The sequence below is a fragment of the Hypericibacter adhaerens genome, from assembly GCF_008728835.1.
In the GTDB taxonomy this organism is placed as follows: Bacteria; Pseudomonadota; Alphaproteobacteria; order Dongiales; family Dongiaceae; genus Hypericibacter; species Hypericibacter adhaerens.
Genome location: NZ_CP042582.1, coordinates 2,093,029 through 2,119,924 on the forward strand (window position 1 = coordinate 2,093,029; position 26,896 = coordinate 2,119,924).

32 protein-coding genes and 1 tRNA gene are annotated in these 26,896 nt (G+C 67.3%); 32 read left to right on the forward strand and 1 reads right to left on the reverse strand.

Annotated features, from left to right (window positions below; translation table 11 throughout):
• From rpmC to FRZ61_RS09200, 29 genes are all read left to right on the forward strand, one after another.
• A complete protein-coding gene (gene rpmC, locus FRZ61_RS09060; RefSeq protein ID WP_151116783.1) occupies positions 1 to 198 on the forward strand; it encodes a 50S ribosomal protein L29 in 198 nt (65 codons plus the stop codon).
• 11 nt (positions 199 to 209) lie between these two features.
• The gene (rpsQ, locus tag FRZ61_RS09065) at positions 210 to 458 is read left to right on the forward strand and encodes a 30S ribosomal protein S17 (protein WP_151116785.1); all 249 of its coding nucleotides are present in this window, start codon (positions 210 to 212) and stop codon (positions 456 to 458) included.
• A gap of 13 nt (positions 459 to 471) precedes the next feature.
• Positions 472 to 840 carry a 50S ribosomal protein L14 gene (gene rplN, locus FRZ61_RS09070; protein ID WP_151116787.1) on the forward strand — a complete coding sequence of 123 codons (369 nt, stop codon included), beginning with the start codon at positions 472 to 474 and terminating at the stop codon, positions 838 to 840.
• 31 nt (positions 841 to 871) lie between these two features.
• Entirely contained in the window at positions 872 to 1,195 is a 324-nt protein-coding gene (rplX, locus tag FRZ61_RS09075) for a 50S ribosomal protein L24 (protein WP_151116789.1), read from the forward strand.
• Positions 1,196 to 1,203: 8 nt separating this feature from the next.
• Positions 1,204 to 1,746 (forward strand): 50S ribosomal protein L5, encoded by a 543-nt coding sequence (gene rplE / locus FRZ61_RS09080; protein ID WP_151116791.1) that lies wholly within the window; start codon positions 1,204 to 1,206, stop codon positions 1,744 to 1,746.
• Positions 1,747 to 1,768: 22 nt separating this feature from the next.
• Positions 1,769 to 2,074 (forward strand): 30S ribosomal protein S14, encoded by a 306-nt coding sequence (gene rpsN / locus FRZ61_RS09085; protein ID WP_151116793.1) that lies wholly within the window; start codon positions 1,769 to 1,771, stop codon positions 2,072 to 2,074.
• A gap of 15 nt (positions 2,075 to 2,089) precedes the next feature.
• Positions 2,090 to 2,488 (forward strand): 30S ribosomal protein S8, encoded by a 399-nt coding sequence (rpsH, locus tag FRZ61_RS09090; protein ID WP_151116795.1) that lies wholly within the window; start codon positions 2,090 to 2,092, stop codon positions 2,486 to 2,488.
• Between the two features lie 12 nt (positions 2,489 to 2,500).
• Complete coding sequence (gene rplF / locus FRZ61_RS09095) at positions 2,501 to 3,034, forward strand: 50S ribosomal protein L6 (protein WP_151116797.1); 534 nt, start codon at positions 2,501 to 2,503, stop codon at positions 3,032 to 3,034.
• Positions 3,035 to 3,046: 12 nt separating this feature from the next.
• Entirely contained in the window at positions 3,047 to 3,409 is a 363-nt protein-coding gene (gene rplR, locus FRZ61_RS09100) for a 50S ribosomal protein L18 (protein WP_151116799.1), read from the forward strand.
• 10 nt (positions 3,410 to 3,419) lie between these two features.
• Positions 3,420 to 3,986: a 30S ribosomal protein S5 gene (gene rpsE / locus FRZ61_RS09105; RefSeq protein WP_151116801.1), complete on the forward strand. Its 567-nt coding sequence runs from the start codon at positions 3,420 to 3,422 to the stop codon at positions 3,984 to 3,986.
• Positions 3,987 to 4,013: 27 nt separating this feature from the next.
• Positions 4,014 to 4,223 (forward strand): 50S ribosomal protein L30, encoded by a 210-nt coding sequence (gene rpmD / locus FRZ61_RS09110; RefSeq protein ID WP_151116803.1) that lies wholly within the window; start codon positions 4,014 to 4,016, stop codon positions 4,221 to 4,223.
• Between the two features lie 109 nt (positions 4,224 to 4,332).
• Positions 4,333 to 4,824 (forward strand): 50S ribosomal protein L15, encoded by a 492-nt coding sequence (gene rplO / locus FRZ61_RS09115; protein ID WP_151116805.1) that lies wholly within the window; start codon positions 4,333 to 4,335, stop codon positions 4,822 to 4,824.
• A gap of 23 nt (positions 4,825 to 4,847) precedes the next feature.
• Positions 4,848 to 6,191, forward strand: a complete 1,344-nt coding sequence (secY, locus tag FRZ61_RS09120; RefSeq protein WP_151116807.1) for a preprotein translocase subunit SecY — start codon at positions 4,848 to 4,850, stop codon at positions 6,189 to 6,191.
• Complete coding sequence (locus FRZ61_RS09125) at positions 6,188 to 6,847, forward strand: adenylate kinase (protein WP_151116809.1); 660 nt, start codon at positions 6,188 to 6,190, stop codon at positions 6,845 to 6,847. Before secY ends, FRZ61_RS09125 begins: the two co-directional genes overlap by 4 nt.
• A gap of 101 nt (positions 6,848 to 6,948) precedes the next feature.
• On the forward strand, positions 6,949 to 7,323 hold the full coding sequence (gene rpsM, locus FRZ61_RS09130; protein WP_151116811.1) for a 30S ribosomal protein S13: 375 nt from the start codon (positions 6,949 to 6,951) through the stop codon (positions 7,321 to 7,323).
• Between the two features lie 24 nt (positions 7,324 to 7,347).
• Complete coding sequence (gene rpsK, locus FRZ61_RS09135) at positions 7,348 to 7,740, forward strand: 30S ribosomal protein S11 (RefSeq protein WP_151116813.1); 393 nt, start codon at positions 7,348 to 7,350, stop codon at positions 7,738 to 7,740.
• Positions 7,741 to 7,898: 158 nt separating this feature from the next.
• The gene (locus FRZ61_RS09140) at positions 7,899 to 8,915 is read left to right on the forward strand and encodes a DNA-directed RNA polymerase subunit alpha (RefSeq protein WP_151116815.1); all 1,017 of its coding nucleotides are present in this window, start codon (positions 7,899 to 7,901) and stop codon (positions 8,913 to 8,915) included.
• A 164-nt stretch (positions 8,916 to 9,079) separates the two neighbouring features.
• Positions 9,080 to 9,511 carry a 50S ribosomal protein L17 gene (rplQ, locus tag FRZ61_RS09145; RefSeq protein ID WP_151116817.1) on the forward strand — a complete coding sequence of 144 codons (432 nt, stop codon included), beginning with the start codon at positions 9,080 to 9,082 and terminating at the stop codon, positions 9,509 to 9,511.
• A 180-nt stretch (positions 9,512 to 9,691) separates the two neighbouring features.
• On the forward strand, positions 9,692 to 11,113 hold the full coding sequence (locus tag FRZ61_RS09150) for a DegQ family serine endoprotease (protein WP_151116819.1): 1,422 nt from the start codon (positions 9,692 to 9,694) through the stop codon (positions 11,111 to 11,113).
• Between the two features lie 25 nt (positions 11,114 to 11,138).
• On the forward strand, positions 11,139 to 12,446 hold the full coding sequence (locus tag FRZ61_RS09155) for a replication-associated recombination protein A (protein ID WP_151116821.1): 1,308 nt from the start codon (positions 11,139 to 11,141) through the stop codon (positions 12,444 to 12,446).
• 8 nt (positions 12,447 to 12,454) lie between these two features.
• Positions 12,455 to 13,459, forward strand: a complete 1,005-nt coding sequence (locus tag FRZ61_RS09160; protein ID WP_151116823.1) for an RluA family pseudouridine synthase — start codon at positions 12,455 to 12,457, stop codon at positions 13,457 to 13,459.
• A 6-nt stretch (positions 13,460 to 13,465) separates the two neighbouring features.
• A complete protein-coding gene (locus tag FRZ61_RS09165) occupies positions 13,466 to 14,143 on the forward strand; it encodes an HAD-IA family hydrolase (RefSeq protein ID WP_151116825.1) in 678 nt (225 codons plus the stop codon).
• A gap of 2 nt (positions 14,144 to 14,145) precedes the next feature.
• Positions 14,146 to 16,251, forward strand: coding sequence for an AsmA family protein (locus FRZ61_RS09170; protein WP_151116827.1), 2,106 nt, complete (start codon positions 14,146 to 14,148; stop codon positions 16,249 to 16,251).
• 25 nt (positions 16,252 to 16,276) lie between these two features.
• Positions 16,277 to 16,972, forward strand: coding sequence for an ATP12 family chaperone protein (locus FRZ61_RS09175; protein ID WP_151116829.1), 696 nt, complete (start codon positions 16,277 to 16,279; stop codon positions 16,970 to 16,972).
• A 112-nt stretch (positions 16,973 to 17,084) separates the two neighbouring features.
• Positions 17,085 to 18,617, forward strand: a complete 1,533-nt coding sequence (locus tag FRZ61_RS09180; protein ID WP_151116831.1) for an acyl-CoA carboxylase subunit beta — start codon at positions 17,085 to 17,087, stop codon at positions 18,615 to 18,617.
• Between the two features lie 27 nt (positions 18,618 to 18,644).
• The gene (locus tag FRZ61_RS09185; protein WP_151116833.1) at positions 18,645 to 19,403 is read left to right on the forward strand and encodes a DUF1698 domain-containing protein; all 759 of its coding nucleotides are present in this window, start codon (positions 18,645 to 18,647) and stop codon (positions 19,401 to 19,403) included.
• 10 nt (positions 19,404 to 19,413) lie between these two features.
• Positions 19,414 to 21,399 (forward strand): acetyl-CoA carboxylase biotin carboxylase subunit, encoded by a 1,986-nt coding sequence (locus tag FRZ61_RS09190; protein WP_151116835.1) that lies wholly within the window; start codon positions 19,414 to 19,416, stop codon positions 21,397 to 21,399.
• Positions 21,396 to 21,671, forward strand: coding sequence for an acylphosphatase (locus tag FRZ61_RS09195; protein ID WP_151116837.1), 276 nt, complete (start codon positions 21,396 to 21,398; stop codon positions 21,669 to 21,671). The genes FRZ61_RS09190 and FRZ61_RS09195 overlap by 4 nt, the downstream gene beginning before the upstream one ends.
• A 63-nt stretch (positions 21,672 to 21,734) precedes the next feature.
• On the forward strand, positions 21,735 to 21,932 hold the full coding sequence (locus FRZ61_RS09200) for a hypothetical protein (RefSeq protein WP_151116839.1): 198 nt from the start codon (positions 21,735 to 21,737) through the stop codon (positions 21,930 to 21,932).
• Positions 21,933 to 21,997: 65 nt separating this feature from the next.
• Here FRZ61_RS09200 and lipB read toward each other — a convergent pair whose 3' ends face one another.
• Complete coding sequence (lipB, locus tag FRZ61_RS09205; RefSeq protein WP_263641759.1) at positions 21,998 to 22,696, reverse strand: lipoyl(octanoyl) transferase LipB; 699 nt, start codon at positions 22,694 to 22,696, stop codon at positions 21,998 to 22,000.
• Between the two features lie 147 nt (positions 22,697 to 22,843).
• Between lipB and FRZ61_RS09210 the strand changes: the two genes are divergently transcribed.
• The 3 genes from FRZ61_RS09210 to mgtE all read left to right on the forward strand — a co-directional run bounded on the left by FRZ61_RS09210 (position 22,844) and on the right by mgtE (position 26,856).
• Positions 22,844 to 22,928 (forward strand) — tRNA-Leu (locus FRZ61_RS09210).
• 197 nt (positions 22,929 to 23,125) lie between these two features.
• Positions 23,126 to 25,423, forward strand: coding sequence for an NADP-dependent malic enzyme (locus FRZ61_RS09215; RefSeq protein ID WP_151116841.1), 2,298 nt, complete (start codon positions 23,126 to 23,128; stop codon positions 25,421 to 25,423).
• A complete protein-coding gene (mgtE, locus tag FRZ61_RS09220; RefSeq protein ID WP_225309187.1) occupies positions 25,420 to 26,856 on the forward strand; it encodes a magnesium transporter in 1,437 nt (478 codons plus the stop codon). The genes FRZ61_RS09215 and mgtE overlap by 4 nt, the downstream gene beginning before the upstream one ends.
• Positions 26,857 to 26,896 lie beyond the last annotated feature (40 nt).

Consider the following 26,896-nt stretch of genomic DNA (forward strand, 5'->3'; position numbering starts at 1 on the left):
ATGAAGGTCGAAGACGTGCGGCAGAAGACGCCGGACCAGCTGAAGGCGTCGCTGGCGGACCTGCGCAAGGAGGCCTTCAACCTCCGCTTCCGCCGGGCCAGCGGCCAGCTTGAGAACACCGCGCGGGTGCGCGAGGTGCGGCGCGACATCGCCCGCATCCAGACCGTGCTCAACGAGAAAACCCGCGAGCGGGCCTAGGAGACAGGAACATGCCGAGGCGAGTGCTCCAGGGTGTCGTGGTCAGCGACAAGAACGACAAGACGGTCATCGTCAGCGTCGAGCGTCGCGTCATGCACCCGATCTACAAGAAGTTCATCCGTCGCTCGAAGCGCTATGCGGCGCACGACGAGGCGAATGCGTCCAAGGTTGGCGACACGGTGATGATCCGGGAATGTCGGCCGCTGTCCAAGACGAAGCGGTGGGAGGTCGTGACCTCCGCCGCTTCCCAGCAGGGCTGAGGAGAACCGCGTCATGATCCAGATGCAGACGAACCTGGAAGTGGCCGACAACTCGGGCGCGCGCAGGGTGCAGTGCATCAAGGTGCTCGGCGGTTCCAAGCGGAAATACGCCTCCGTGGGCGACGTCATCGTCGTCTCGGTCAAGGAGGCGATTCCGAGGGGCCGCGTGAAGAAGGGCGACGTCCACCAGGCGGTGATCGTGCGCACCTCGAAGGCGATCCGTCGCACCGACGGCAGCCTGATCCGCTTCGACCGCAACGCCGCCGTGCTGATCAACAAGCAGGGCGAGCCGATCGGCACCCGCATCTTCGGCCCCGTCACGCGCGAGCTCAGGGGCAAGAAGTTCATGAAGATCATCTCGCTCGCTCCGGAAGTTCTCTAGAGCAACCGGGCCGGCGAAGAGGAAGACCGAGATGGCGACCAAGCTCAAGATCAGGAAAGGCGACCGTGTCACCGTGCTGACCGGCCGCGACAAGGGCAAGAACGGCGAGGTGATCCGCGTGTTCCCGACGGAAGCGCGCGCCCTCGTCCAGGGTGTGAACATGGTCAAGCGGCACAGCCGCCAGACCGCGCGCGATCCGGGCGGAATCGTCGAGAAGGAGGCGCCGATCCACCTCTCGAACCTCGCCCTGATCGACCCGAAGACCGACAAGCCGACCCGCGTCGGCTACAAGTTCCTGGATGACGGCCGCAAGGTTCGCGTTGCGCGTCGTTCGGGCGAAACCATCGATCGCTAGGTGCTGCCATGACGTCCCGTTTGCAGGAACATTACGAGAAGGTCGTGCGCCCGGCCCTGATGGCCGAGTTCAAGTACGACAACCAGCTGGCCGTGCCGAAGCTGGAGAAGATCGTCATCAACATGGGCGTGGGCGAGGCTGTCAACGACAGCAAGAAGACCCAGCAGGCCGCGGCCGAGCTGACGGCGATCGCCGGCCAGAAGCCGGTGATGACCAAGGCCCGCAAGTCGATCGCGACCTTCAAGCTGCGCCAGAACATGAACATCGGCTGCAAGGTCACGCTGCGCCGCGAGCGGATGTACGAATTCCTGGACCGCCTGATCAATATCGCGCTTCCCCGCGTCCGCGACTTCCGCGGCGTGTCGCCCAAGAGCTTCGACGGCCGCGGCAACTACGCGCTGGGCCTCAAGGAGCAGATCGTGTTTCCCGAGATCAACTACGACCAGATCCAGGAAATCCGCGGGCTCGATATCGTCATCTGCACCTCGGCGAAGAGCGATGCCGAGGCCAAGGCCCTGCTCAAGGGCTTCGCTATGCCCTTCGTCAACTGACCCGGGGCATCGGAGGAAAGACATGGCAAAGAAAAGCTCGATCAACCGCGACAAGAAGCGCCGCGCGATGGCCAAGCAGTACGCCGCCAAGCGCGACCGCCTCAAGGCGATCGCGAACGACGAGGGGCGGCCGATGGAGGAGCGCTTCGCGGCGCGCCTCAAGCTCGCCCAGCTCCCGCGCAATTCGTCGCCGGTACGCCAGCATAACCGCTGCGAGCTGACCGGCCGTCCGCGCGGGTTTCACCGCAAGTTCAAGCTGTCGCGCATTGCGCTACGCGAGCTGGCCTCGTCCGGGCAGATCCCGGGCATGGTCAAGTCGAGTTGGTAAGGAGGGAAGCCGGTCATGGCATTGAGTGATCCCCTGGGGGATATGCTGACCCGGATCCGGAACGCACAGAAGGCGGGCGCGCAGAGCGTGTCGACCCCGGCTTCGAAGCTGCGTTCCAGCGTGCTGGAAGTCCTGAAGCGCGAGGGTTACATCCGCGGCTTCAGCCAGCAGGCGGCAGAACCGGGTTTCGGCGAAATCAGGATCGAGCTGAAGTATCACGAGGGCGCCCCGGTCATCCGGGAGATCTCGCGGATCTCCAAGCCGGGCCGGCGCGTCTATTCGCGGATCGCCGACCTGCAGCGGGTCTATAACGGGCTCGGCATCTCGATCCTCTCGACGCCGCGCGGCGTCATGTCGGACAGCGAAGCCCGCGCCGCCAATGTCGGCGGCGAGGTGCTGTGCCGCGTGTTCTAAAGGACGAATGAGATGTCACGCGTCGGAAAAAATCCCGTTGCCGTGCCGAGCGGTGTCACGCTCGCGGTGGACGGCCGCAAGGTCAAGGCCAAGGGCAAGCTCGGCGAGCTCACCCTGCCGCTGAGCGTGCTGGTCGATGCCGGGATGCAGGACGGCAAGTTCTGGGTCAAGCCGGTCAACGAGACCAAGCAGGCCCGCATGATGTGGGGCACCACCCGCAACCTGGTGCGCAACATGGTGCGCGGCGTGTCGCAGGGCTACAGCAAGAGCCTCGAGATCAACGGCGTCGGCTATCGCGCCGCGGTCCAGGGCAAGAGCCTGCAGCTCCAGCTCGGCTACAGCCACGACGTGAACTTCCCGATTCCGGAAGGCATCACGATCAAGTGCGACAAGCCGACCTCGATCACCATCACCGGGGCCGACAAGCAGCGTGTCGGTCAGGTCGCCGCAGAGATCCGCTCCTATCGTGGTCCCGAGCCCTACAAGGGCAAGGGCATCAAGTACGACAGCGAGACGATCCTGCGCAAGGAAGGCAAGAAGAAGTAAGAGGATCGAACCATGGCCAATCCAGATGCATTGTTCGAGCGCCGCAAGCGCCGGAACCGGGTCTCGATCCGCCGCAAGAGCCACGGGCGCCTGCGCCTGTCGGTGTTCCGGTCGGGCCAGCACATCTATGCCCAGGTCATCGACGACGTGAAGGGCGTCACCATCGCCGCGGCCTCGAGCCTGGACAAGGATCTGCGCGCCAGCCTGAAGTCGGGCGGCAACAAGTCGGCCGCCGAGGCGGTCGGCAAGCTGGTCGCCCAGCGCGCGCTCCAGGCCGGCGTCAAGGAGGTCGTGTTCGACCGCGGCGGTTATCTGTTTCATGGCCGGGTGAAGGCCCTGGCCGACGCCGCCCGCGAGGGCGGTCTCAGCTTCTAGAGGTATCGAGATGGCACGTCCCGCAAAGTCCGAGCGCCGCGAACGCGAGCGCGCCCCGCGCGAGGAATCCGAACTGGTCGAAAAGCTGGTCGGGATCAATCGCGTCGCCAAGGTGGTGAAGGGCGGCCGGCGGTTCGGCTTCGCCGCGATCGTCGTGGTCGGCGACGGCAAGGGCCGCGTCGGGCACGGCTCCGGCAAGGCGCGCGAGGTGCCCGAGGCGATCCGCAAGGCGACCGAGCAGGCCAAGCGCGCCATGGTGCGCGTGCCGCTGCGCGAGGGCCGCACGCTGCATCACGACATCATCGGCCATTACGGCGCCGGGCGGGTCGTGCTGCGCGCCGCGGTGCCCGGCACCGGCATCATCGCCGGCGGCCCGATCCGCGCCATCTTCGAGGCGCTGGGGGTCCAGGACGTGGTGGCCAAGTCGGTCGGCACCTCCAACCCGCACAACATGATCAAGGCGGCGTTCGACGCGCTCACCCACAGCAGCTCGCCGCGTTCGGTGGCCGCACGCCGCGGCCGCAAGGTCAGCGACATCCTGGGCAAGCGCGCCGAAGGCGCGGATGCCCGCGAGTAACCAGGTCGCGCACGGGAGTGATTGAAAATGGCTGAGAAGAAGGCGGCCGAGAAGAAGGCGGCGGGGAAGATCACGGTGACCCAGATCGGCAGCCCGATCGGTCGCGAGGACGGTCAGCGCCGCACCCTGATCGGCCTGGGGCTCAACAAGATGGGCCGCAGCCGCGTGCTCGAGGATACGCCCTCGGTCCGCGGCATGATCAAGCGCGTGCATCACCTGGTTCGGGTGGAGCCGTAAGGTTCGAGGAAACCGCCGGCTGGTAACCCGGCAGCGGGGTTCCTATCTAGACAGAAGTCCCTTGGGCGCCAGCCACGAGTCACAGGGCCAAGATTAAGGATCGAAGACAATGAAGCTCAATCAGCTCAGGGACAACCCGGGCGCCCGCAAGAGCCCGATCCGCGTCGGCCGCGGCATCGGCTCGGGCAAGGGCAAGACCGGCGGGCGCGGCGGCAAGGGCCAAACCGCGCGCACCGGCGTCGCCATCAACGGCTTCGAGGGCGGCCAGATGCCGATGTATCGGCGCCTGCCCAAGCGCGGCTTCAACAACATCTTCCGCCTGGAGCTGGTGGAAGTGAATCTGGGCCGGGTCCAGGCCGCGATCGAGGCCGGCAAGCTCGATGCCGGCAAGACCATCGACGGCAAGGCCCTCAAGGCCGCCGGCGTCACCACCCGGGTCAAGGACGGCATCTCGCTCCTGGCCCAGGGCGAGCTCAAGACCAAGGCGACCTTCAAGGTCGCCCGCGCCTCCAAGGCCGCCATCGCCGCGGTCGAGAAGGCGGGCGGCAAGGTCGTGGTCACGAAGCCCGCCGTCGAGGCAGACACCAAGGCAGCGGGCTAAGGCCCGGAGGTCGGACGGGCACCATGGCATCAGCCGCCGAACAGCTCGCCGCCAATATCAACTTCTCCGCCTTCGCCAAGGCGACAGAGCTCAAGAACCGCATCTGGTTTACGCTGGGCGCGCTGATCGTCTACCGGCTGGGCACCTATATTCCCCTGCCGGGCATCGATCCCGCCGTGCTGCAGGACGTGTTCCGGCAGCATGCGACCGGCGTGCTCGGCATCTTCGACATGTTCTCGGGCGGCGCGCTCGGGCGCATGACGATCTTCGCGCTCAACATCATGCCGTACATCTCGGCATCGATCATCATGCAGCTCCTCTCCTCGATCTCGCCTTCGCTCGAGGCGATGAAGAAGGAGGGCGAGGCGGGCCGCAAGAAGATCAACCAGTATACCCGCATCGGCACGGTGATCCTGGCGGCGCTGCAGGCCTATGGCATCGCCGTGGGCATCGAGGGCATGAGCTCGGGCGGCCACGGCGCCGTGGCCGAGCCCGGCATGTTCTTCCGCCTCTCGGTCATGGTCACGCTCACCGGCGGCACCATCTTCCTGATGTGGCTGGGCGAGCAGATCACCTCGCGCGGCGTCGGCAACGGCACCTCGCTCATCATCTTCGCCGGCATCGTCGCCAACCTGCCGGCGGCCATGGTCCGCACCCTCGAGCTGGGCCGCACCGGCGCGCTCTCGACCTTCCTGATCATCATCATCCTGATCGTCGCGGTCGTGACGGTCGCCGCCCTGGTCTTCTTCGAGCGCGCCCAGCGCCGGCTCGTGGTGCAGTATCCCAAGCGCCAGGTCGGCAACAAGATGTATGGCGGCGACAGCTCGCACCTGCCGCTCAAGCTCAACAGCGCCGGCGTGATCCCGCCGATCTTCGCGAGCTCCCTGCTGCTGCTGCCCCTGACCGTGGCGAGCTTCGGCGCCCAGGGCGGGCCGGAATGGCTGCAGCCGATCACCCGCGTGCTGGCCCACGGCCAGCCGCTCTATATGGCGCTCTATGTCGGGCTGATCGTGTTCTTCACCTTCTTCTACACCGCGATCGTCTTCAATCCGGTCGATACCGCGGAGAACCTGAAGAAATACGGCGGCTTCATCCCGGGCATCCGGCCCGGCAAGCCCACGGCCGAGTACATCAACTATGTGCTGACGCGCATCACCGTGCTCGGCGCCGCCTACATCTCCATCATCTGTCTCCTGCCCGAGATCCTGATCTCGCAATATGCGCTGCCGTTCTATTTCGGCGGCACCAGCCTGATGATCGTGGTCTCGGTCACCATGGACACCGTGGCCCAGGTGCATTCGCACCTGCTGGCCCATCAATATGAAGGGCTGATCAAGAAGTCGAAGCTCAAGGGGCGGCGGGGATGAACCTGATTCTCCTGGGCCCGCCCGGCGCCGGGAAGGGCACCCAGGCCAAGCGGCTCGAGACGGCACGGGGATTGGTGCAGCTCTCGACGGGGGACATGCTGCGCCAGGCGGTGGCCTCGGGCAGCGCGCTCGGGCAGCAGGCGAAGAAGGTGATGGAGGCGGGCCAGCTCATGCCCGACGAGATCATCATCGCCATGATCGCCGAGCGAATTGACGCACCCGACGCCCGCAAGGGCTTCGTGCTGGACGGTTTCCCGCGCACCGAGGCCCAGGCCGAGGCCCTCGACAGGATGCTGGCGGGGCGCGGCCGGCGGCTCGACGCCGTGATCGAGCTGGTGGTGGACGAGGCCGCCCTGATCGAGCGCATCTCGGGCCGCTTCACCTGCGCCAAGTGCGGGGCCGGCTACCACGACAAGTTCCAACCCCCGAAAAAGCCGGGGGTCTGCGACCGCTGCGGCTCGACCGAGTTCGTGCGGCGCAAGGACGACAATCCGGAGACCCTGAAGGCGCGGCTGGAGGCCTATCGGGCGCAGACAGCGCCGATCGTGCCCTATTACCGGCGCAAGGGGCTCCTTAAGGAAGTGGATGGGATGGCGGCCCCGGATCAGGTGACCGGGGCGATCGAGGCCATCCTGGCTCGGATAGCGACGGCCTAACCGGTTGACTCGATGGCGAATCTTCATATAATGCGCGCCCTCGGGCTGGCAGAGACCAAGGTCCTGTCGTCTATCCCGTTGAAATTCAAGGAGAAATAGCGGTGGCGCGTATTGCGGGCGTCAATATCCCGACGCAAAAGCGTGTCCTGATTGCCCTGACCTACATTCACGGCATCGGCAACGCCAAAGCCAAGGAGATCATGGAGAAGGTCGGCATCCCGCTCGACCGGCGCGTGCACCAGCTGACGGACGACGAGGTCGTTCGCATCCGCGAGGTGATCGACCGCGACTACCGCGTCGAGGGCGATCTGCGCCGCGAAGTCGCGATCAACATCAAGCGGCTGATGGATCTGGGCTGCTATCGCGGCCTGCGCCATCGCAAGGGCCTGCCGGTCCGCGGCCAGCGCACCCACACCAATGCGCGCACCCGCAAGGGCCCGGCCAAGGCGATCGCCGGCAAGAAGAAGGCCGTCTAAGGGTTCCAAGGAGAAGAGAAGGCCATGGTCAAGGCAGCTACCGCGCGCCCGCGTCGCAAAGAGCGCAAGAACATCACCTCTGGCGTCGCGCATGTGAACGCGAGCTTCAACAATACGATGATCACCATCACCGACGCGCAGGGCAATACCGTGGCCTGGGCCTCGTCGGGCAGCCTCGGCTTCAAGGGCTCGCGCAAGTCGACGCCCTATGCCGCGCAGGTCGCCGCCGATGCCGCCGCGCGCAAGGCGGCGGAGCATGGCGTGAAGACGCTCGAGGTCGAGGTGAAGGGTCCGGGTTCGGGCCGCGAGTCCGCGCTGCGCGCGCTGCAGGGTGCGGGCTTCACCATCACCTCCATCAAGGACGTGACGCCGATCCCGCATAACGGCTGCCGCCCGCCCAAGCGCCGGCGCGTCTGAGCGGATCCAAGAGACCGCAGACAATTCCACCGCCCGGCGACCCGCGCCGGGCGTTGCGTGTGCAGAAGAAGACCAGAACCAGTCCAGGCCGGCGGTAAACCGGGGACGCGGGCCCCGGATCAGAAGGCCGGCCGGACGGAAAGCGAGAGGTCGCAATCGTGTTGCAGAAAAACTGGACCGAGCTCATTAAGCCGAACAAGCTGGCTGTGGAGCCCGGCACTGATCCCAAGCGCTTCGCCACCGTGGTGGCCGAGCCGCTCGAACGTGGCTTCGGCCTGACGCTGGGCAACGCGCTGCGTCGCGTGCTGCTGTCGTCGCTGCAGGGCGCTGCCGTCACCTCGGTGCAGATCGAGAACGTGCTCCACGAGTTCTCCTCGATTCCCGGCGTGCGCGAGGACGTGACCGACATCGTCCTCAACATCAAGGGCATGGGCCTGAAGATGCACGGCGAAGGCCCGAAGCGCATGCGCCTCGTGGCCGAGGGCCCGGGCGAGGTGCGTGCCGGCATGATCCAGACCGGCCACGACATCGAGATCATGAATCCCGATCTCGTGCTCTGCACCCTCGACCAGGGCGCCAGCGTGAAGATGGAGTTCACCGTCGACACGGGCAAAGGCTACATGGCCGCGGCGCAGAGCCGGCTCGAGGATTCGCCCATCGGCCTGATCCCGGTCGATGCGCTGTTCAGCCCGGTGAAGAAGGTCTCCTACAAGGTCGACAACAGCCGCGTCGGCCAGGTCACCGACTATGACAAGCTCTCGATGCAGGTCGAGACCAACGGCGCGATCGCGCCCGAGGACGCCGTGGCGCTCGCCGCGCGCATCCTGCAGGACCAGCTCCAGCTCTTCATCAATTTCGAGGAGCCGAGTGCCGTCCGCGAGGAGATCCGGACGGCCGAGCCGCCGTTCAACAAGAACCTCCTGCGCAAGGTCGACGAGCTCGAGCTGTCGGTCCGTTCGGCGAACTGCCTGAAGAACGACAACATCGTCTATATCGGCGACCTGGTTCAGAAGACCGAGGCCGAGATGCTGCGGACGCCGAACTTCGGCCGCAAGTCGCTCAACGAGATCAAGGAAGTGCTGGCGCAGATGGGCCTCCATCTCGGCATGGAGATCCCGAACTGGCCGCCGGAGAACATCGAGGACCTGGCGAAGCGGCTCGACGAGCCGTATTGAGCCGGAGACGGGCTTAGGGACTGAGCGCGGGCCGTGGTGGCCCGCACCCGGCCGTGCACGGGTGGCCCTTCGGGGACCTCGCGGCGGCGGGATGATGCAATCGGGTCGTGCCCGGGGCGGAAAGCCCCGGCATCGGCGCCGGATCGGAGAAAAGGGAGCAAGCGATGCGTCACGGAATGTCCGGCCGCAAACTCAACCGCAGGACCGGCCACCGCAAGGCCATGTTCGCCAACATGGCGGCGGCGCTGATCAAGCATGAGCAGATCAAGACCACCTTGCCGAAGGCCAAGGATCTCCGGCCGATCGTCGAGAAGCTGATCACGCTGGGCAAGCGGGGCGGGCTCCATGCCCGCCGCCAGGTGCTGGCGACGCTGCGCGACGAGACGCAGACCCGCAAGCTGTTCGATACGCTGGCCGAGCGCTACAAGACCCGCAATGGCGGCTATACCCGGGTGCTGAAGGCGGGTTTCCGCCTCGGCGACGCGGCCCCCATGGCGGTCATCGAGCTGGTCGATCGCGACCCGGCCGCCAAGGGCCTGGATTCGGGACCGACCCAGAAAGAGACCGAGGGCGAAGAGCAGCAGCCCGAGGCTTGAGCCGGGACCGACGCGCGGGCGCGGGTCCGAGAGATGGGGAAGGGGCGGTCCTTGGGGCCGCCCCTTTCGCTTTGGGCTTGCCGGTTCTTCATGCCGGGCGGGTTGGGCCCGTCGCCGGTTCCCGTTAAAATCGCGGATGGGGCCGGCCGGTCTGTTCTGAAAACCGTTCAGGGAGTGCTTATGCGTCTGTCGCGTCCGACCCGCCGATTGATCGATTTCGGCCTCGTTGTCCTGGTTTGCTGCGGCATCTGGTCCGCAGCCGCACCCGCCGACGAACCCGCCGTGCCGAGCTCGCGCGAGCAGATCACGCTGTCCTTCGCGCCGCTGGTGAAGCGGGTCGAGCCGGCGGTGGTCAACATCTATACGCGGGCGGTCGTGCAGCAGCGCACCTCGCCGCTCTTCGCCGATCCCTTCTTCCGGCAGTTCTTCGGCGACGCTTTCGGCCAGCCTTCGCCCCGCGTCCAGAATTCGCTGGGCTCGGGCGTGATCGTGCGTTCCGACGGGCTGGTGGTCACCAACGTCCATGTGATCGAGGGCGCCCAGGAGATCAAGGTGGTGCTCAGCGACGGCCGCGAGTTCGCGGCGACGCCGATCACCACCGACGAGCAATCCGACCTGGCCCTGCTCAAGGTCGATCCCGAGGGCGCCGAGCTGCCCACGCTCGATCTCGGCGATTCCGACGCGCTCGAGGTGGGCGACCTGGTGCTGGCGATCGGCAATCCCTTCGGCGTCGGCCAGACGGTCACCAGCGGCATCATCTCGGCGCTCGCCCGCACCCGAGTCGGCATCACCGACTATGGCTTCTTCATCCAGACCGACGCCGCCATCAATCCCGGCAATTCCGGCGGCGCCCTGGTGACGATGGACGGCAAGCTCGCCGGCATCAACACGGCGATCGTCTCGCGCACCGGCGGTTCCGTCGGTATCGGCTTCGCCATACCGGCCAACATGGTCCGCTCGGTCATCGATGCGGCCGGCAATGGCGGCAAGATCGTGCGGCCCTGGATCGGCGCCACCGGCCAGCCGGTGACGGCCGAGCTAGCGCAGGGCTTCGGCCTCGCCAAGCCCGGCGGCGTCGTTATCAACAATCTCTATGACGGCGGCCCGGCGCAGAAGGCCGGTCTCAAGGTCGGCGACATCGTGACGGCGATCAACGACCGGGCGGTCGAGGATCCGGGCGCGCTCAAGTTCCGGCTGGCGACGCTGCCCGTCGGCAGCACCGCGACGCTGACGGTCCTGCGCAAGGGCCAGTCGCTCGATCTGGCCGTTCCCCTGGTGGAAGCGCCCGAGACCCCGCCGCGCGAGGAGACGCTGATCGAAGGCCGCACGCCGCTCATGGGGGCGCATCTCGCGAACCTGTCGCCGGCCCTGGGGGAAGAGATCGGGATCTCGACCGTCTGGTCGGGCGTGGTCGTGACCAAGGTCGACAATGGCAGCCCCGCGGCGCAGGTGGGGTTCCGGCCGGGCGACATCTTGCTCAAGATCAACGACGCGCCGACCCCGGACGTGAAGACGGCGCTCGATCAGCTCGCCCAGCGCTCGGTCCATTGGAAGATCATGGTCAAGCGCGGCGACCGCGTGCAGACGCTCGATCTCGGATGAGCCCCATGGCCGCCGCAGGAGCCGCATGAGCAGCCTCTTCGAAAGCCAGGCCCCGCGCCCGCTGGCCGACCGGCTGCGGCCGCAGACGCTGGAGGAGGTGGTCGGTCAGGATCATCTGCTGGGGCCCGAGGGGCCCATCGGCCGGATGGTCGCGACCGGCCGCATCTCCTCGATGATCCTCTGGGGGCCGCCGGGCTGCGGCAAGACCACGCTCGCGCGCCTCATCGCCGCGCGCAGCGACATGCAGTTCGAGCCGCTTTCGGCGGTTTTCTCCGGCGTGGCCGACCTGCGCAAGGTGTTCGAGGCGGCCAAGGGCCGGCGCGGCGTCGGCCGCGGCACGCTGCTCTTCGTCGACGAGATCCATCGCTTCAACCGGGCCCAGCAGGACGGGTTCCTCCCCTATGTCGAGGACGGCACCGTGACGCTGGTCGGCGCCACCACCGAGAATCCGTCCTTCGAGCTCAATGGCGCGCTCCTGTCGCGCTGCCAGGTCTTCGTGCTGCGCCGCCTTGACGACGAGGCGCTGGAGAAGCTCCTGGCGCGGGCGGAGACGATGGAGAACCGGCCGCTGCCCCTGACGCCCGAGGCGCGCCAGGCCCTGCGGGCCATGGCGGATGGCGACGGCCGCTATCTCCTCAACATGGCCGAGGAGCTGTTCCGCCTCCAGGCCAAGGCGCCCTTGGACGTGGCCGGCCTCGCCGGCGCCGTGCAGCGGCGGATGCCGCTCTACGACAAGGCGCAGGAGAGCCACTACAACCTGATCAGCGCCTTGCACAAATCCCTGCGCGGCTCCGACGCCGATGCGGCGCTCTACTGGCTGGCCCGCATGCTGGCCGGCGGCGAGGATCCGCTCTATGTCGCGCGCCGCATGGTCCGCTTCGCGGCGGAGGATGTCGGTCTCGCCGATCCCGACGCGCTGCTCCAGGCGCTCGCCGCCTGGGACACCTATGAGCGCCTGGGCTCGCCCGAAGGCGAGCTGGCGCTCGCGCAATGCGTGCTCTATCTGGCGACGGCGCCCAAATCCAACGCCGCCTATCGCGCTTTCGGTGCCGCGCAGCAATCGGCCCGCGAGACCGGCTCCCTGATGCCGCCCAAGCATATCCTCAACGCGCCGACGCGCCTGATGCGCGATCTGGGCTATGCCAAGGGCTATCAGTACGACCACGACACCGACGAAGGCTTCTCGGGCCAAAACTATTTCCCGGACGGCATGGCGCGCCGGGAGTTCTACCGGCCGGTCGAGCGCGGCTTCGAGCGCGAGATCCGCAAGCGGCTCGACTACTGGGCCAAGCTGCGCGGCCGCGCTCGAGATCAGAGCCAGGACGAGGAATAGGACGCTCCATGAGCGGCGTGGAATCGATCACGGTCGGCCCGGAGGAGGCGGAGCAGCGCCTCGATCGCTGGTTCAAGCGCCGCTATCCGGAGCTGGGTCACGGGCATCTCGAGAAGCTGCTCCGCACCGGGCAGGTGCGGGTCGACGGCAAGCGCGTGAAGTCGAGCCACCGCCTCGAACCGGGCCAGGTGGTGCGCGTGCCGCCTCTGGCGACCGGTGACGCGTCGCCGGTCGAGCGGGCCGGTCCGAGGGCGCCGCGGCCCAATCCCGCCCTGGCGCGGCTGGGCGAGGATCTACGCCGGCGCGTCCTGCATCGCGACGACTGGCTGATCGTTCTCGACAAGCCCGCCGGCCTGGCCGTGCAGGGCGGGACCGACACCACGCTCCATCTCGACGCGGCGCTCGACGAGCTGCGCTTCGGCAGCGAGGAACGGCCGCGGCTGGTCCACCGTCTCGACAAGGATACGAGCGGCGTGCTGGTGCTGGCGCGTACCCAGCGCGCGGCGGCCAAGCTGGCGTCGCTGTTCCGCGGCCGGGACGTGCACAAGCTCTACTGGGCGGCGGTGGTCGGCCTGCCCCAGCCGCTGTCGGGGCGCATCGACCTGGCGCTGTCCAAGCGGCCCGGGCAGTCGGGCGAAAGGGTCCGTCCCGACCAGGAGGAAGGTCAGCGCGCGATCACCTATTACCGCACCGTCGAGCATGCGGGCCGGAAGGCCTCCTGGCTGGCCCTGCGGCCGGAGACCGGCCGGACCCACCAGCTGCGCGCCCACTGCGCGGCCCTGGGCACGCCGATCCTGGGGGACGGCAAATATGGCGGCGCGGACGCGTTCCTCCCGGGCAAGGAGGTCTCGCGCCAGCTCCATCTCCACGCCCGTGCCATAGAATTGCCGCATCCGGCCGGCAAGACGCTCCGGGTCGCGGCACCCTTGCCGCCGCATATGGTCGCCACCTGGAAGTTTCTGGGCTTCTCCGTCTCGGCGGGGCCCGCAAGCCGCGAGGAATTCGAGTTCTAGGAGCCGATGGCTGCGCATCCCTTCAAGCTGGTGATGTTCGACTGCGATGGCACGCTCGTCGACAGCCAGCACACGATCGTGGCGTCGATGTCGGCGGCCTGGCGCTCGCTCGGTCTTTCGGAGCCCGATCCGGCGGCCGTGCGCCGGGTGGTGGGGCTCACGCTCGAGACTGCGATCGCGGCGCTGCAGCCCGATGCCGACGAGCAGATGCTGGCGCGCCTCGCTGCGGTCTTTCGCCGCGAGGCTGTCGCGGCCCGGCAGAGCGAGCGCTATCACGAGCCGCTTTTTCCCGGGATCATCGAGGCGCTCGATGCGATCGAAGGTCCGGAGGTGATCTTCGGGATCGCCACGGGCAAGAACCTGCGGGGCCTGCGCCACACGCTGGAGCTGCATGGATTGACACGCCGATTCATCACGTTGCAGACCGCCGATCGGGCGCCCAGCAAGCCTCATCCCGCCATGCTGCATCAGGCCATGGCCGAAATCGGCGCCGAACCGGCCTCGACAGTTCTCATCGGAGACACCAGTTTCGACATGGAGATGGCCCAGAATGCGGGTACCGCTGGTATCGGCGCCGGTTGGGGCTATCATGATCCCGCGGACCTCACCCGAGCCGGCGCCGGCCGGGTGATTCTGAGGCCGGAAGAATTGCCGGCGGCGCTCGCCAACTACGGGGAACGGTGACTATGCGCTTGAAGCACTGGCTGATTGGTCTCGTCGTGCTGATCGTGGCGGTGGTGGTGGCGGGCATCGCCATCCTGAAATCGCAGGATTTCAATCAGTACAAGGCCCTCATTGCCGAGAAGGTGAAGGAGGCCACCGGACGGGACCTGACGCTGGCGGGCGATGTCGAGCTGGTGATCTCCCTGAGCCCCGCGCTCGCCGTCAACGACGTGACCTTCTCCAACGCGCCCTGGGGAACCCGGCCGGAACTGCTCAAGATGAAGCGGCTCGAGGCCCAGGTGCGGCTGATCCCGCTCTTGAGCGGCAATGTCGAGGTCAACCGGATCGTGCTCAAGGGCGCGGACATCCTGCTGGAGACCAACGACAAGGGTCAGGGTAATTGGGTATTCAATCCGCCGGCGGCGGCCTCGACGACCAGCAGCGCCACGAGCAGCACGGCGCCCAGCGGCGGCGGCGCGCCGACGACGCTGCCGGTGGTGCACAGCGTGCGGATCGAGGATTCGCAGCTCCTCTGGACCGACGGGGTGACGAAGCAGACCAAGACCATCGTCATCAAGTCCTTCACCGCCAGCGCCGACAGCGGCTCGAGCCCGATCGAGATCGCGCTGGAGGGCAGCTATAACGAGAACCCGATCACGGCCAAGGGCACGATCGGCGCCGTTGGCGCGCTGCTGGCGAACCAGGCATTCCCGATCGACGTGACGGCCGAGGCCGGCGGCGCCAAGATCGCCCTCAAGGGCGCCGTGGCCAAGCCGATGACCGCCGAGGGCGTCGCCGTCGCCCTCTCCGTCGAGGGCAACAGCCTGGCCGACCTGAACGCGATCTCGGGTGCGACCCTGCCGCCGCTGGGGCCCTACAGCCTCGCCGGCAACCTGTCGAACCCGAGCGGCGTCTACAAGGTCGAGCAGCTCCAGCTCAAGATGGGCTCCAGCAGCCTGACCGGCGACGCCAGCGTGGCGATGGGCGGCAAGAAGCCGAACATCACCGCCAACCTCGCCGCGGCGGTCATCGATCTCAAGGATTTCGGCGTGAAGCCGGCCGCGGGCGGCGGCGCCTCGTCGGGCACGACCGCCAGCACGGGCGCCGCCAATGACGGCCGCGTGTTCCCGGCCGATCCGCTGCCTTTCGATGGGCTGGGCGCCGCCGACGCGACCATCCATCTGACGGCGCAGAAATTCATCAAGGATCCGGTGACGCTGGAGAACCTGGCGCTCGACCTGCTGCTGCAGGCGAGCAAGCTCACCATCAAGAATTTCCAGAGCGCGCTCGGCGGCGGCACCTTCGCCATGTCGGCCGAGGTCGACGGCGCCAAGACCCCGGCTCCGGTGGCGCTCAAGATCGACGCCAAGCAGGTCGAGGTCGGCACGCTGCTGCAGACCCTCTCCGTCAGCGACATCCTGCAGGGCGGCAAGGCCGACCTGGCCGTGGACGTGACCGGGGCCGGCAATTCGGTGCGCGAGATCATGGCGGGCCTGAACGGCAACACCAACCTGGCGATGGGCGAGGGCCATATCAACAACCGCTTCGCCAAGATCCTGCTGTCGGACCTGTTCCAGCTGATCGCCACCGGCGGCAGCGGCGAGAGCAGCAACCTCAACTGCTTCGTCAGCAAGTTCGACATCAAGAAGGGCCTCGCCACCTCGACCGGGCTGGTGCTCGACACCAACGGCGCCAGCATCGTGGGCAGCGGCGACATCAACCTGGCGACGGAGAAGCTCAAGCTCCACATGGATCCGCGCGCCAAGCAGACGAACCTCGCCAACCTCGCGATCCCGGTGAATATCGGGGGCACGATGGCGAGCCCCAGCGTCACGCCCGACGCGGCGGCCCTGGCGGAGGGTATCGCCGGCGCCGCCGTCGGCGTGGCGACGGGCGGCACGGTGCTGAGCGCGCTCGCGGGCGTGGCCGGAACCGGCGCTGCCGGCTCCGCGACCACGACCGCGTCCAGCGGCGGGAACCCTTGCGTGGCGGCGCTCAACGGCGGCACGGATGCGGGCGCAACCGGCACGCAGCCCTCGACGCCCAGCTCGACCGGCGAGCAGCTGCTCAAGGATCCGGGCAAGGCGCTCGAGGACACGGGCGGCACGCTGAAGAACCTGCTGCCCTGAGGGGCCGGGGCTTCTTCCACGAGGCATGAAACGTTTCTATCAGCAGGCTGCCGCGCGGCCTGAAACGGGCGGCCATGGGGTCCTGCTCGACGGGAAGCCGATGCGCAGCCCGGCCGGCCGGCCCTTCCTGCTGCCGACGGCGGGGCTGGCCGAGGCCATTGCCGCCGAATGGCAAAGCCAGGGCGAGCAGATCAAGCCCGCCTCCATGCCGCTCATGCAGCTGGCGGCGACCGCCATCGACCGGGTGGCCGACGAGCCCGGCGCGACCGTCAAAGGGATCGCCGGCTTCGCCGAGACCGATCTGGTCTGCTACCGGGCCGAGGGACCCCGCAGCCTGTTCGAGCGCCAGGAGCAGCTTTGGCAGCCCCTGGTCGACTGGGTCCGGCTCCAGTACGACGCGCCCCTGATCGTCGTGACCGGCATCATGCCGCGTTCCCAGCCGCCCGAGGCCTTGCGCGCGATCGAGGCGGCGGTCGCGGCCCTGGAGCCCTTCCGGCTGACGGCCCTGGCCGCGGCGACCGCCGCCGCCGGCTCGGTGGTGCTGGGGCTGGCCTTGCTGGAGGGGCGGCTGACCGGGGCCGAGGTCCACGACCTCTCCCTGCTCGACGAGACCTACCAGACCGAGCGCTGGGGCGTGGACGAAGAAGCCGCCCGGCGCCAGGCCGACCTCAAGGCCGAAATCCAGTCGGCAGAGCGGTTTCTGACGCTTCTCTCAGCGTGAAAATCAGGCTTCATTTTGGCGTCGGATTGGTGCTATCTCGACGGCCAGTCACCCGGGGAACTGTCATAAAATTGTAATAATTACTCCCCCCAACGGCTGGAAACACCCACCGATGCAGGAAATCCTTCGCCAACTCGAGGAAAAGCGCGCCGCGGCCCGGGCCGGGGGCGGTACCCGCCGGATCGAGGCCCAGCATGCCAAGGGCCGGCTGACGGCCCGGGAGCGCATCGAGCTGCTGCTCGACCCGGACTCCTTCGAGGAATGGGACATGTTCGTGGAGCACCGCTCCTCGGACTTCGGCATGGCGGAGCAGAAGATCCCCGGCGACGGGGTGGTGACCGGCCACGGCACCATCAACGGGCGGCTCGTCTTCGTCTTCAGCCAGGACTTCACCGTGTTCGGCGGCTCGCTCTCGGAAGCGCATGCCGAGAAGATCTGCAAGGTGATGGACCAAGCGGTGAAGGTCGGAGCCCCGGTCATCGGGCTGAACGATTCCGGCGGCGCCCGCATCCAGGAAGGTGTCGCTTCGCTCGCGGGTTATGCCGAGGTCTTCCAGCGCAACATCACCGCCTCGGGCGTGGTGCCGCAGATCTCGCTGATCATGGGCCCCTGCGCCGGCGGCGCGGTCTATTCGCCGGCCATGACCGACTTCATCTTCATGGTGAAGGATTCCTCCTACATGTTCGTGACCGGGCCCGATGTGGTGAAGACGGTCACGCACGAGACCGTCACCCACGAGCAGCTCGGCGGCGCCATGACCCATGCCGCCAAGTCCGGCGTGGCGGACCTCGCCTTCGAGAACGATGTCGACGCGCTGCTGCAGCTGCGCCGCTTTTTCGACTTCCTGCCGGAATCGAACCGCAACGGCGTGCCGGTCAGGCCCACGACCGACAGCGCCGAACGGATCGAGGACTCGCTCGACACGCTGGTGCCGGCCAATCCCAACAAGCCCTATGACATGCGCGAGCTGATCCGCAAGGTCGTGGACGAGGGCGACTTCTTCGAGCTTCAGCCGGACTTCGCCAAGAACATCCTGATCGGCTTCGGCCGCATGGACGGCGCGACGGTGGGCATCGTCGCCAACCAGCCGATGGTGCTGGCGGGCTGCCTCGACATCGACAGCTCGCGCAAGGCCGCGCGCTTCGTGCGCTTCTGCGACTGCTTCAACATCCCGATCCTGACCTTCGTCGACGTGCCGGGCTTCCTGCCGGGCACGGCGCAGGAATATGGCGGCATCATCAAGCACGGCGCCAAGCTGCTCTATGCCTATGGCGAGGCCACGGTGCCCAAGGTCACGGTCATCACCCGCAAGGCCTATGGCGGGGCCTATGACGTGATGAGCTCGAAGCATCTGCGCGGCGACGTGAACTATGCCTGGCCCACGGCCGAGATCGCGGTGATGGGGCCCAAGGGCGCGGTCGAGATCATTTTCCGCGCCGATATCGGCGACGCCGGCAAGATCGCGCAACGCACCGAGGAATATCGAGCCAAGTTCGCGACCCCCTTCGTCGCCGGCTCGCGCGGCTTCATCGACGACGTGATCATGCCGCATTCGACCCGGCGCCGGATCTGCCGGGCGCTCGCCATGCTCAAGGGCAAGAAGCTCGAGAATCCCTGGAAGAAGCACGACAACATTCCGCTCTAGCTCTGCCGTTCGGGAGGTCTGCCGGCAATGTCATTGCGGGACGACGTCAATCGGTTCCCCTTCTGGTACCATCGGATCGAGCTGCCGGGAGGCGTCGTGACGCCCGGTTCGGCGCCGGTCGATGCCGCGGCCTACAAGGTTCCCGCCGATCTCAGCGGCAAGCGCGTTCTCGATGTCGGCGCCTGGGACGGGTATTGGAGCTTCGAGGCCCTGAAGCGGGGCGCCAGCCAGGTCGTCGCCATCGACGATTTCTCCGATCGGCTCGGCCTTCTGAAGGAAGGCGATCGTCGTGCCTGGGCGACCTTCGATTTTTGCCGCGATGCGCTCGGCTACGACGCGACGCGGTGTCAGCGCACCGAGATGTCGGTCTACGATGTCTCCGAGAAACAGCTCGGCCGGTTCGATGTCGTCTTTTTCTTTGGCACGCTTTACCACCTTCGCCATCCTCTGCTCGCGTTGGAGCGGCTGGCGGCGGTGACCGACGATCTGCTCTGCATCGAGACGGCCATCCTCGACGACTACAGCGTCTATCGCGGTGGCCTGGGCAAGGGCTATGGCGGATCCGAGGTTGTGATGGAGTTCTATGTCGGCAAGGAGTACGGCGACAACGATACCAACTGGTGGGTGCCGAACCTGAACTGCCTGACGCGCATGACGGTGGCTGCGGGATTCCCGTACGTGACGGGCTGGAAACTGAAAAATCATCCCACGCAGCTTCCGGATTGCCGGGGTTTCTCGCAAGGCAGGAGACGGCCCGAGCCGACTGCTGCAAGCCAATCGCATTGAGCAAAGAGTGATGTTCAAGAAAATCCTGATCGCCAACCGCGGCGAGATCGCCTGCCGCGTGATTCGCACCGCCCGCGCCATGGGCATCAAGACCGTGGCGGTCTATTCCGAGGCGGATGCCGACGCCCGGCATGTGCGCGAGGCCGACGAAGCGGTCGCGATCGGGCCGGCGCCCTCGGCCCAGAGCTACCTCGTGATCGACCGTATCCTCGACGCGATCAGGAAGACCGGCGCCGAGGCGGTGCATCCGGGCTATGGCTTCCTCTCGGAGAACCGGAAGTTCGCCGCGGCCCTCGAGGCGGCGGGCGTCGTCTTCATCGGGCCCGGCGTCGAGGCGATCGGCGCCATGGGCGACAAGATCGAATCCAAGAAGCTGGCGCAGCAGGCGGGTGTCAGCACCGTGCCGGGCTATCTGGGCGTCATCAAGGACGAGGCCGAGGCGGTTTCGATCGCGCGCGACATCGGCTATCCGGTCATGGTCAAGGCCTCGGCCGGCGGCGGCGGCAAGGGCATGCGCATCGCGCGCAACGACCAGGAGGTCCATGAGGGCTTCCGCAGCGCCACGAACGAGGCGAGGTCGAGCTTCGCCGACGACCGCGTCTTCATCGAGAAATATATCGAGCATCCGCGCCATATCGAGATCCAGGTGCTGGGCGACGCCCATGGCAACGTGGTCTATCTGGGCGAGCGCGAATGCTCGATCCAGCGCCGCCACCAGAAGGTGATCGAGGAGGCGCCGAGCCCGTTCCTCGACGCCAAGACCCGCGCCGCCATGGGCGCGCAGGCCGTGGCGCTCGCCAAGGCGGTGAACTATCGCTCCGCCGGCACCGTCGAGTTCATCGTCGATCAGCAGCGCAACTTCTATTTCCTCGAGATGAACACGCGCCTGCAGGTCGAGCATCCGGTGACCGAGCTCGTCACCGGCCTGGACCTGGTCGAGCTGATGATCCGGGTGGCGGCCGGCGAGAAGCTGGGCTTCAAGCAGAAGGATGTGAAGCTCGAAGGCTGGGCCGTCGAGGCGCGCGTCTATGCCGAGGACCCTTTGCGCGGCTTCCTGCCTTCGACGGGACGCCTCGTCCGCTATCACGAGCCGGCCGGGGTCGGGCAGCTGCGGATCGACAGCGGCGTCTATGAGGGCGCCGAGATCAGCATGTTCTACGATCCCATGATCGCCAAGGTCGTGGGCAGCGGCACGGATCGCCGCCATGCGATCGCGGCCCTGCGCGAGGCGCTCGACAGCTTCTATATCCGGGGCGTCAGCCACAACATCGCCTTCCTCTCGGCATTGCTGGGCCATCCGCGCTTCATCGACGGCAATCTCTCGACCAACTTCATCGCCGACGAGTTCCCCGAGGGATTCCAGGGCGCGCCGCTGGACGAGGAGCGCCGGCGCCAGCTCATCGCCATCGCCGCCATGATCCATCACCGCACCCAGGCCCGCGACCAGCAGATCAGCGGGCGGTTGCGTCCGCCCCGGCTCGCCAGCGGCGGCGAGTGGGTGGTGATGGTCGATCGCGAGCCCACCCCCGTCACCATCGCCGAGACGGCCGGCGGCTACGCCGTCATCAATGGCGGGGCGAGCCACGAGCTGATCGGCGACTGGCGCATCGGCGACCCGCTCTATCAGGGCCGGATCAACGGGCAGCCGATCTCGGTGCAGATCGACCGGGTCGGGATCGGCTACAAGCTCACCCATGCCGGCAGCGAATTGTCGGCGCAGGTCCTGAACCCGCGCGCGGCCGAGCTCGCCCGCTTCATGCCGGTCAAGACCGCGCCGGACATGTCGCGCTTCCTGCTCTCCCCGATGCCGGGCCTGCTGGTCTCGCTCGCCGTGACGGCGGGGCAGGAGGTCAAGGCCGGGCAGGAGCTGGCGGTGGTGGAGGCGATGAAGATGGAGAACCTGCTGCGCGCCGAGCGCGACGGCAAGGTCGCCAAGCTCCACGCGGCACCGGGCGACAGCCTCGCTGTCGACCAGCCGATCGTCGAATTCGCATGAGCGCGCGACGCATTGTCATCTCCGGCAAGGTTCAAGGCGTCTGGTATCGTGCCTGGACCGTGAGCGAGGCCAACAAGCGCGGGCTCAAGGGCTGGGTGCGCAACCTCTCGTCCGGCCAGGTGGAGGCTCTGTTCGCGGGGCCCGTGACGCGGATCGAGGAGATGGTGGATCTCTGCCGCAAGGGCCCGCCGCTCGCCAGGGTCAGCGGCATCGATAGCTTCGATGCCGAGGAGCCCGACGAGAGCGGCTTCCATCAATGGCCGGACGCGTGAGACGGGACGGGCATCGGGCTGCTATCCTTTCCTGAGCGTCGGGGAAGGCCGGGGAGGGATGGAATGCTGGGCTGGCTCGTTCGGATCATCATGGCGATCGCCGCCGTCATCACCGGCTGGTTCGTCGCCACCGATTCCGCCAATTTCACCGTCATCCAGATGGCGGTGTCGCTCTTCCTGATGGTCATCTTCGTCGCCATCGCCGCCTTCGCGCCGACGATCGTCAACCGGTTGAGGGGCAAGCCGGAGCCGGAGGACTGAGGGAACCGCTCTCTTTCGTCACCCCCGCGAAAGCGGGGGTCCATGGGGCCGTCAGGCGCGTTGGGTCAGGATGGATTCCCGCTTTCGCGGGAATGACGTGACAGAGTGGTTCCCCCGAACACCTCCTCGAACGCCCCCCTCAGCGCCATGTCGAGCTCCGGCATCGAGGCCAGGATCCCTTCGCGCACCATCGAGGTGACGCCGTAGGGCGAGGTGACGCCGCCCTGGATGCCGCAGGGCACGATTCCCGAGAAATGGCCGAGGTCGGGATCGAGATTGATGGCGATGCCGTGATAGGTGACGCCGCGCCGCACGCGGATGCCCAGCGCGGCGATCTTGTCCTCGATGCCGCCCGGCCTGGCGATCCAGATCCCGACGCGGCCCTCGCGCCGCTCACCCTTGATGTTGAAGCGGGCGAGGGTACGGATGATCCATTCCTCGAGATCGCGCACGAAGCGCCGGATATCGCCGCCCCGGGCGGCGATCGACAGCATGGTGTAGGCCACGCGCTGGCCCGGCCCGTGATAGGTGAACTGGCCCCCGCGGCCGGTCTCGAACACCGGGAAGCGGCCGGGCTCCAGCAGGTCCTCGGCCTTGGCGCTGGTGCCGGCGGTGTAGAGCGGCGGGTGCTCCACCAGCCAGACCAGCTCGGAGGTCTCGCCCCGGGCGATGGCGGCGGCGCGCGCCTCCATGGCGGCGACGGCCTCGGGGTAGGGGGTCAGCCCGTCGCTGACCCGCCATTCCACCGGGGCGGCGGGGGCCACCCGCGTGTGGGTTTCGGGGGCGCTTTCGGACAGGGGCCTATCCTCCTTGATTTCCGCGGGTTTAGGCCGCAGCCGGTTCAACTTGATCGCCGGGTCCCGATTTGCTATTCCCCCGCAGCCACGGATGGCAAGCCCATCCCTGACAATGCGGTCGTGGCGGAACTGGTAGACGCGCAGCGTTGAGGTCGCTGTGGGGCAACCCGTGGAAGTTCGAGTCTTCTCGACCGCACCATTCTGAGGCCTGAAGCCCGCCGGCCATTGTCCGTGCGGGCTTCGGCGTTTCCGGGGCCTTTTCATCGCTTCTGGCACCCTTTCCGGGCACTTCATTTAGGGTCTACCAGACCTGACGTAAACCCCGGTGGCAGCAAGACAATCGCTGGCTATACTCGCGGGCCCGGTTTCACCAGCGTCAGTCCCAAAAACCCGCCCATGGCCGAAGATCTGCGCGAAAGCGCGCTCGACTATCACCGCCGTCCGGTCCCCGGAAAGCTCGCCATCGTCGCGACCAAGCCGCTCGCCAACCAGCGCGACCTGGCCCTGGCCTATTCGCCGGGCGTGGCGGCCGCCTCCGAGGCGATCGCCGCAGACCCCTCGGAGGCCGCCCGGGTCACGGGCCGCGCCAACCTGGTGGCGGTCGTCACCAACGGCACCGCCGTCCTGGGCCTCGGGGCGATCGGGCCGCTCGCCGCCAAGCCGGTGATGGAAGGCAAGGCAGTCCTCTTCAAGACCTTCGCCGGCATCGACGTGTTCGACCTCGAGATCGCCGAGCGCGACCCGGACAAGCTGGTCGACATCATCGCCAGCCTCGAGCCCAGCTTCGGGGCGATCAATCTCGAGGACATCAAGGCGCCGGAATGTTTCGAGGTGGAGCGCAAGCTCCGCCAGCGCATGAAGATCCCGGTCTTCCATGACGACCAGCATGGCACCGCCATCATCGTGGGGGCGGCGATCCTCAATGCGCTCAAGATCGTCGGCAAATCGATCGAGACGGTGCGGCTGGTGACCTCGGGCGCGGGGGCGGCGGCGCTGGCCTGCCTGGATCTCCTGGTGCGCCTCGGCCTCAGGCCCGAGAACATCACCGTCACCGACATCGCGGGTGTGGTCTATCGCGGCCGCAAGGAGGAGATGGACCCGCTCAAGGCGCGTTACGCCAAGGACACGAACGCGCGCAAGCTGCCCGAGGTGCTCAAGGACGCCGACATCTTCCTCGGCCTCTCCGCGCCGCGCGTGCTCAAGCCCGAATGGGTGGCGACCATGGCGGCGCGGCCGATCGTGCTGGCATTGGCCAACCCGACACCCGAGATCCTGCCGGAAGAGGTCAAGGCCGTGCGCGATGACGCGATCATCGCCACCGGCCGCTCGGATTATCCGAACCAGGTCAACAACGTCCTCTGCTTCCCCTTCATCTTCCGCGGCGCCCTCGATGTCGGTGCCACCACGATCAACGAGGCGATGGAGATCGCCTGCGTGAAGGCGATCGCCGAGATGGCGCAGGCGGAGATCACCGACGAGGTGACCCGTGCCTATGGCGGCGAGGTGCCGAGCTTCGGTCCCGACTACCTGATCCCGCGGCCTTTCGACCGGCGCCTGCTCGTGGCGATCGCACCGGCGGTGGCCAAGGCCGCGATGGAGAGCGGCGTCGCCACGCGGCCCATCGCCGATCTCAAGGCCTATCACGACCGGCTCAGCCAGTATGTGTTCCGCTCTGGCCTCCTGATGAAGCCGATGTTCGACCGCGCGCGTTCCGACAAGAAGCGCGTCTGCTATGCCGAGGGCGAGGAGGAGCGGGTCCTGCAGGCGGTCCAGACCGTTGTCGATGAAGGGTTGGCGGTGCCGATCCTGATCGGCAGGCGGGCGGTGGTCGCGAGCCGGATCAAGCGGCTGGGCCTGCGGATCCAGCCCGGCAAGGATTTCGAACTGGTCGATCCCGACGACGATCACCGGTTCCGCGAATACTGGACCCTTTATCACAACTTGACCGAGCGCAAGGGCGTGACCCAGGCCTCGGCCCAGACCATCGTGCGCACCCGCACCACGGTGATCGCGGCGCTGATGGTCAAGCGCGGGGAAGCCGACGCGCTGATCTGCGGCACCGTGGGCAAGTTCATCCGCCATCTGGCCCATGTGCTGGATGTGATCGGGCTGGCGCCGGGCGTCTCCCACAGCTATGCGCTGACGGCGCTCATCCTGCCGACCGGCACCTTCTTCCTGGGCGATACCCATGTGACGCCGGAGCCCACCACCGAGCAGATCGCGGAGTTCACGCTGCTGGCGTCGCGGGCGGTGCCGAAATTCGGGATCGTGCCGAAGGCGGCCCTGATCTCGCACTCGAATTTCGGCACGCGCGACACGCCGACCGCAAAGCTCATGCGCGCGGCGCTGGCCTTGATCCGCGAGCGGGCGCCGGAGCTCGAGATCGAAGGGGAGATGCATGGCGACGCCGCCATCAACGAGCAGATCCGCCTCAGGCTCTTCCCCAACTCGCGGCTCAAGGGCCAGGCCAACCTCCTGATCATGCCGACGCTCGACGCCGCCAACATCTCCTTCAACCTGCTGAAGACGCTGGGCAACGGTCTTTCGGTCGGGCCGATGCTGATGGGGATCGCCATGCCGGCCCATGTGGTCGTTCCCTCCATCACCGTGCGCGGCATCGTCAACATGACCGCCGTCGCGGTGGTCGACGCCCAGGAGGCGGCGGCGCGGGCTGCGGAGGCCGCCCGGCCGTGAGCGGCGAGGCGCCGCATTCCGACCTGGAACGGCGCCCGGACGAGCCGGCACCCGAATCCGATGCGGTCAAGCTGGCCGAGACCGAGGCGCTCTATGGCGTCTCGCCCGAGGCGGTGGCCCGGGCGCGCCGGGCGGTGGGCGAGGGCAATCTCGAGCAGATCGAGAAGCTGGTCGACGAGCTGCATCCCGCCGACTTCGCGGACCTGCTGCAGGAGCTGACGCCGGACGAGCGCCGGTTCGTCATCAAGGTCTGCCGCCACATCCTGGAGCCCGAGACCCTCAACTATCTCGACGAGGCGGTCCGCGAGGAGGTGATCGGGCTGATGAGCCCGGTCGAGGTGGCGCAGGCCGTCTCCGAGCTCGAGACCGACGACGCGGTCGACATCCTCGAGGACCTGGACGAGAACGAGAAGCAGCGCGTCCTGCGGGCGATCCCCGCCGCCGACCGCGCCGTCATCGAGCAGGGCCTCACCTATCCCGAGGACAGCGCCGGCCGCCTGATGCAGCGCGACCTGGTGGCGGTGCCGCAGCACTGGACGGTGGGCGAGGCGATCGACTATCTGCGCGCCAACGAGGATTTGCCGGACGACTTCTACGACCTCTTCGTGGTCGATCCGATGCACAAGCCGGTCGGTGCCGTGCCGCTGTCGCGCGCCATGCGCAACAAGCGCGCCGTGAAGCTCGAGGCGCTGATGCATACCGAGTTCCGCGCGGTGAAGGCCACCATGGACCAGGAATCGGTCGCCTATCTCTTCCGCCAGTATGGCCTGATGTCGGCGCCGGTGGTCGACGAGGCGGGCCGGCTCCTGGGCGTGATCACGGTCGACGACGTGGTCCATGTCATCGAGGAGGAGGCCGAGGAGGACCTGCTCGGCATCGTGGGCGTCAGCGAGACCGACTTCCATGCCCCGCCGCTCGAAACCGCCTGGCGCCGGGTCCGCTGGCTGGTGGTGACGCTCTGCAACTCGGCGATCGCCTCGACCGTGATCTCCCAGTTCGAGGCCACGATCGAGCAGATCGTGGCGCTGGCCATCCTGATGCCGATCGTGGCGGCCATGGGCGGCAATGCCGGCGTGCAGGTCATCACCGTGATGGTCCGCGCGCTCGCGACCCGCGATCTGCAGCCGCGCGGCAGCAACATCTGGCGGGTGGTGGGAAAGGAAATTGCGGTAGCCACCATCAATGCGGCTGTTTTCGCCCTGATCATGGGCACGTTTGCATCGATATTTTTCGGGATTCCGATCGGGCTGGTGCTGGCGGCGGCGATGATCTTCAACATGATCTGGGCCGGCATCGCCGGCACCGTGATCCCGCTGACCCTGGCCCGGTTCAAGATCGACCCCGCCATCGGCGCCGGACCCTTCCTCACCACCACCACCGACGTGTTCGGCTTCTTTTCCTTCCTCGGCCTCGCAACCTTGTTCTTGCTGTGATCAGGGTCTAGGCTTCGCGGCGCCATCAGGGAGGGTTTCG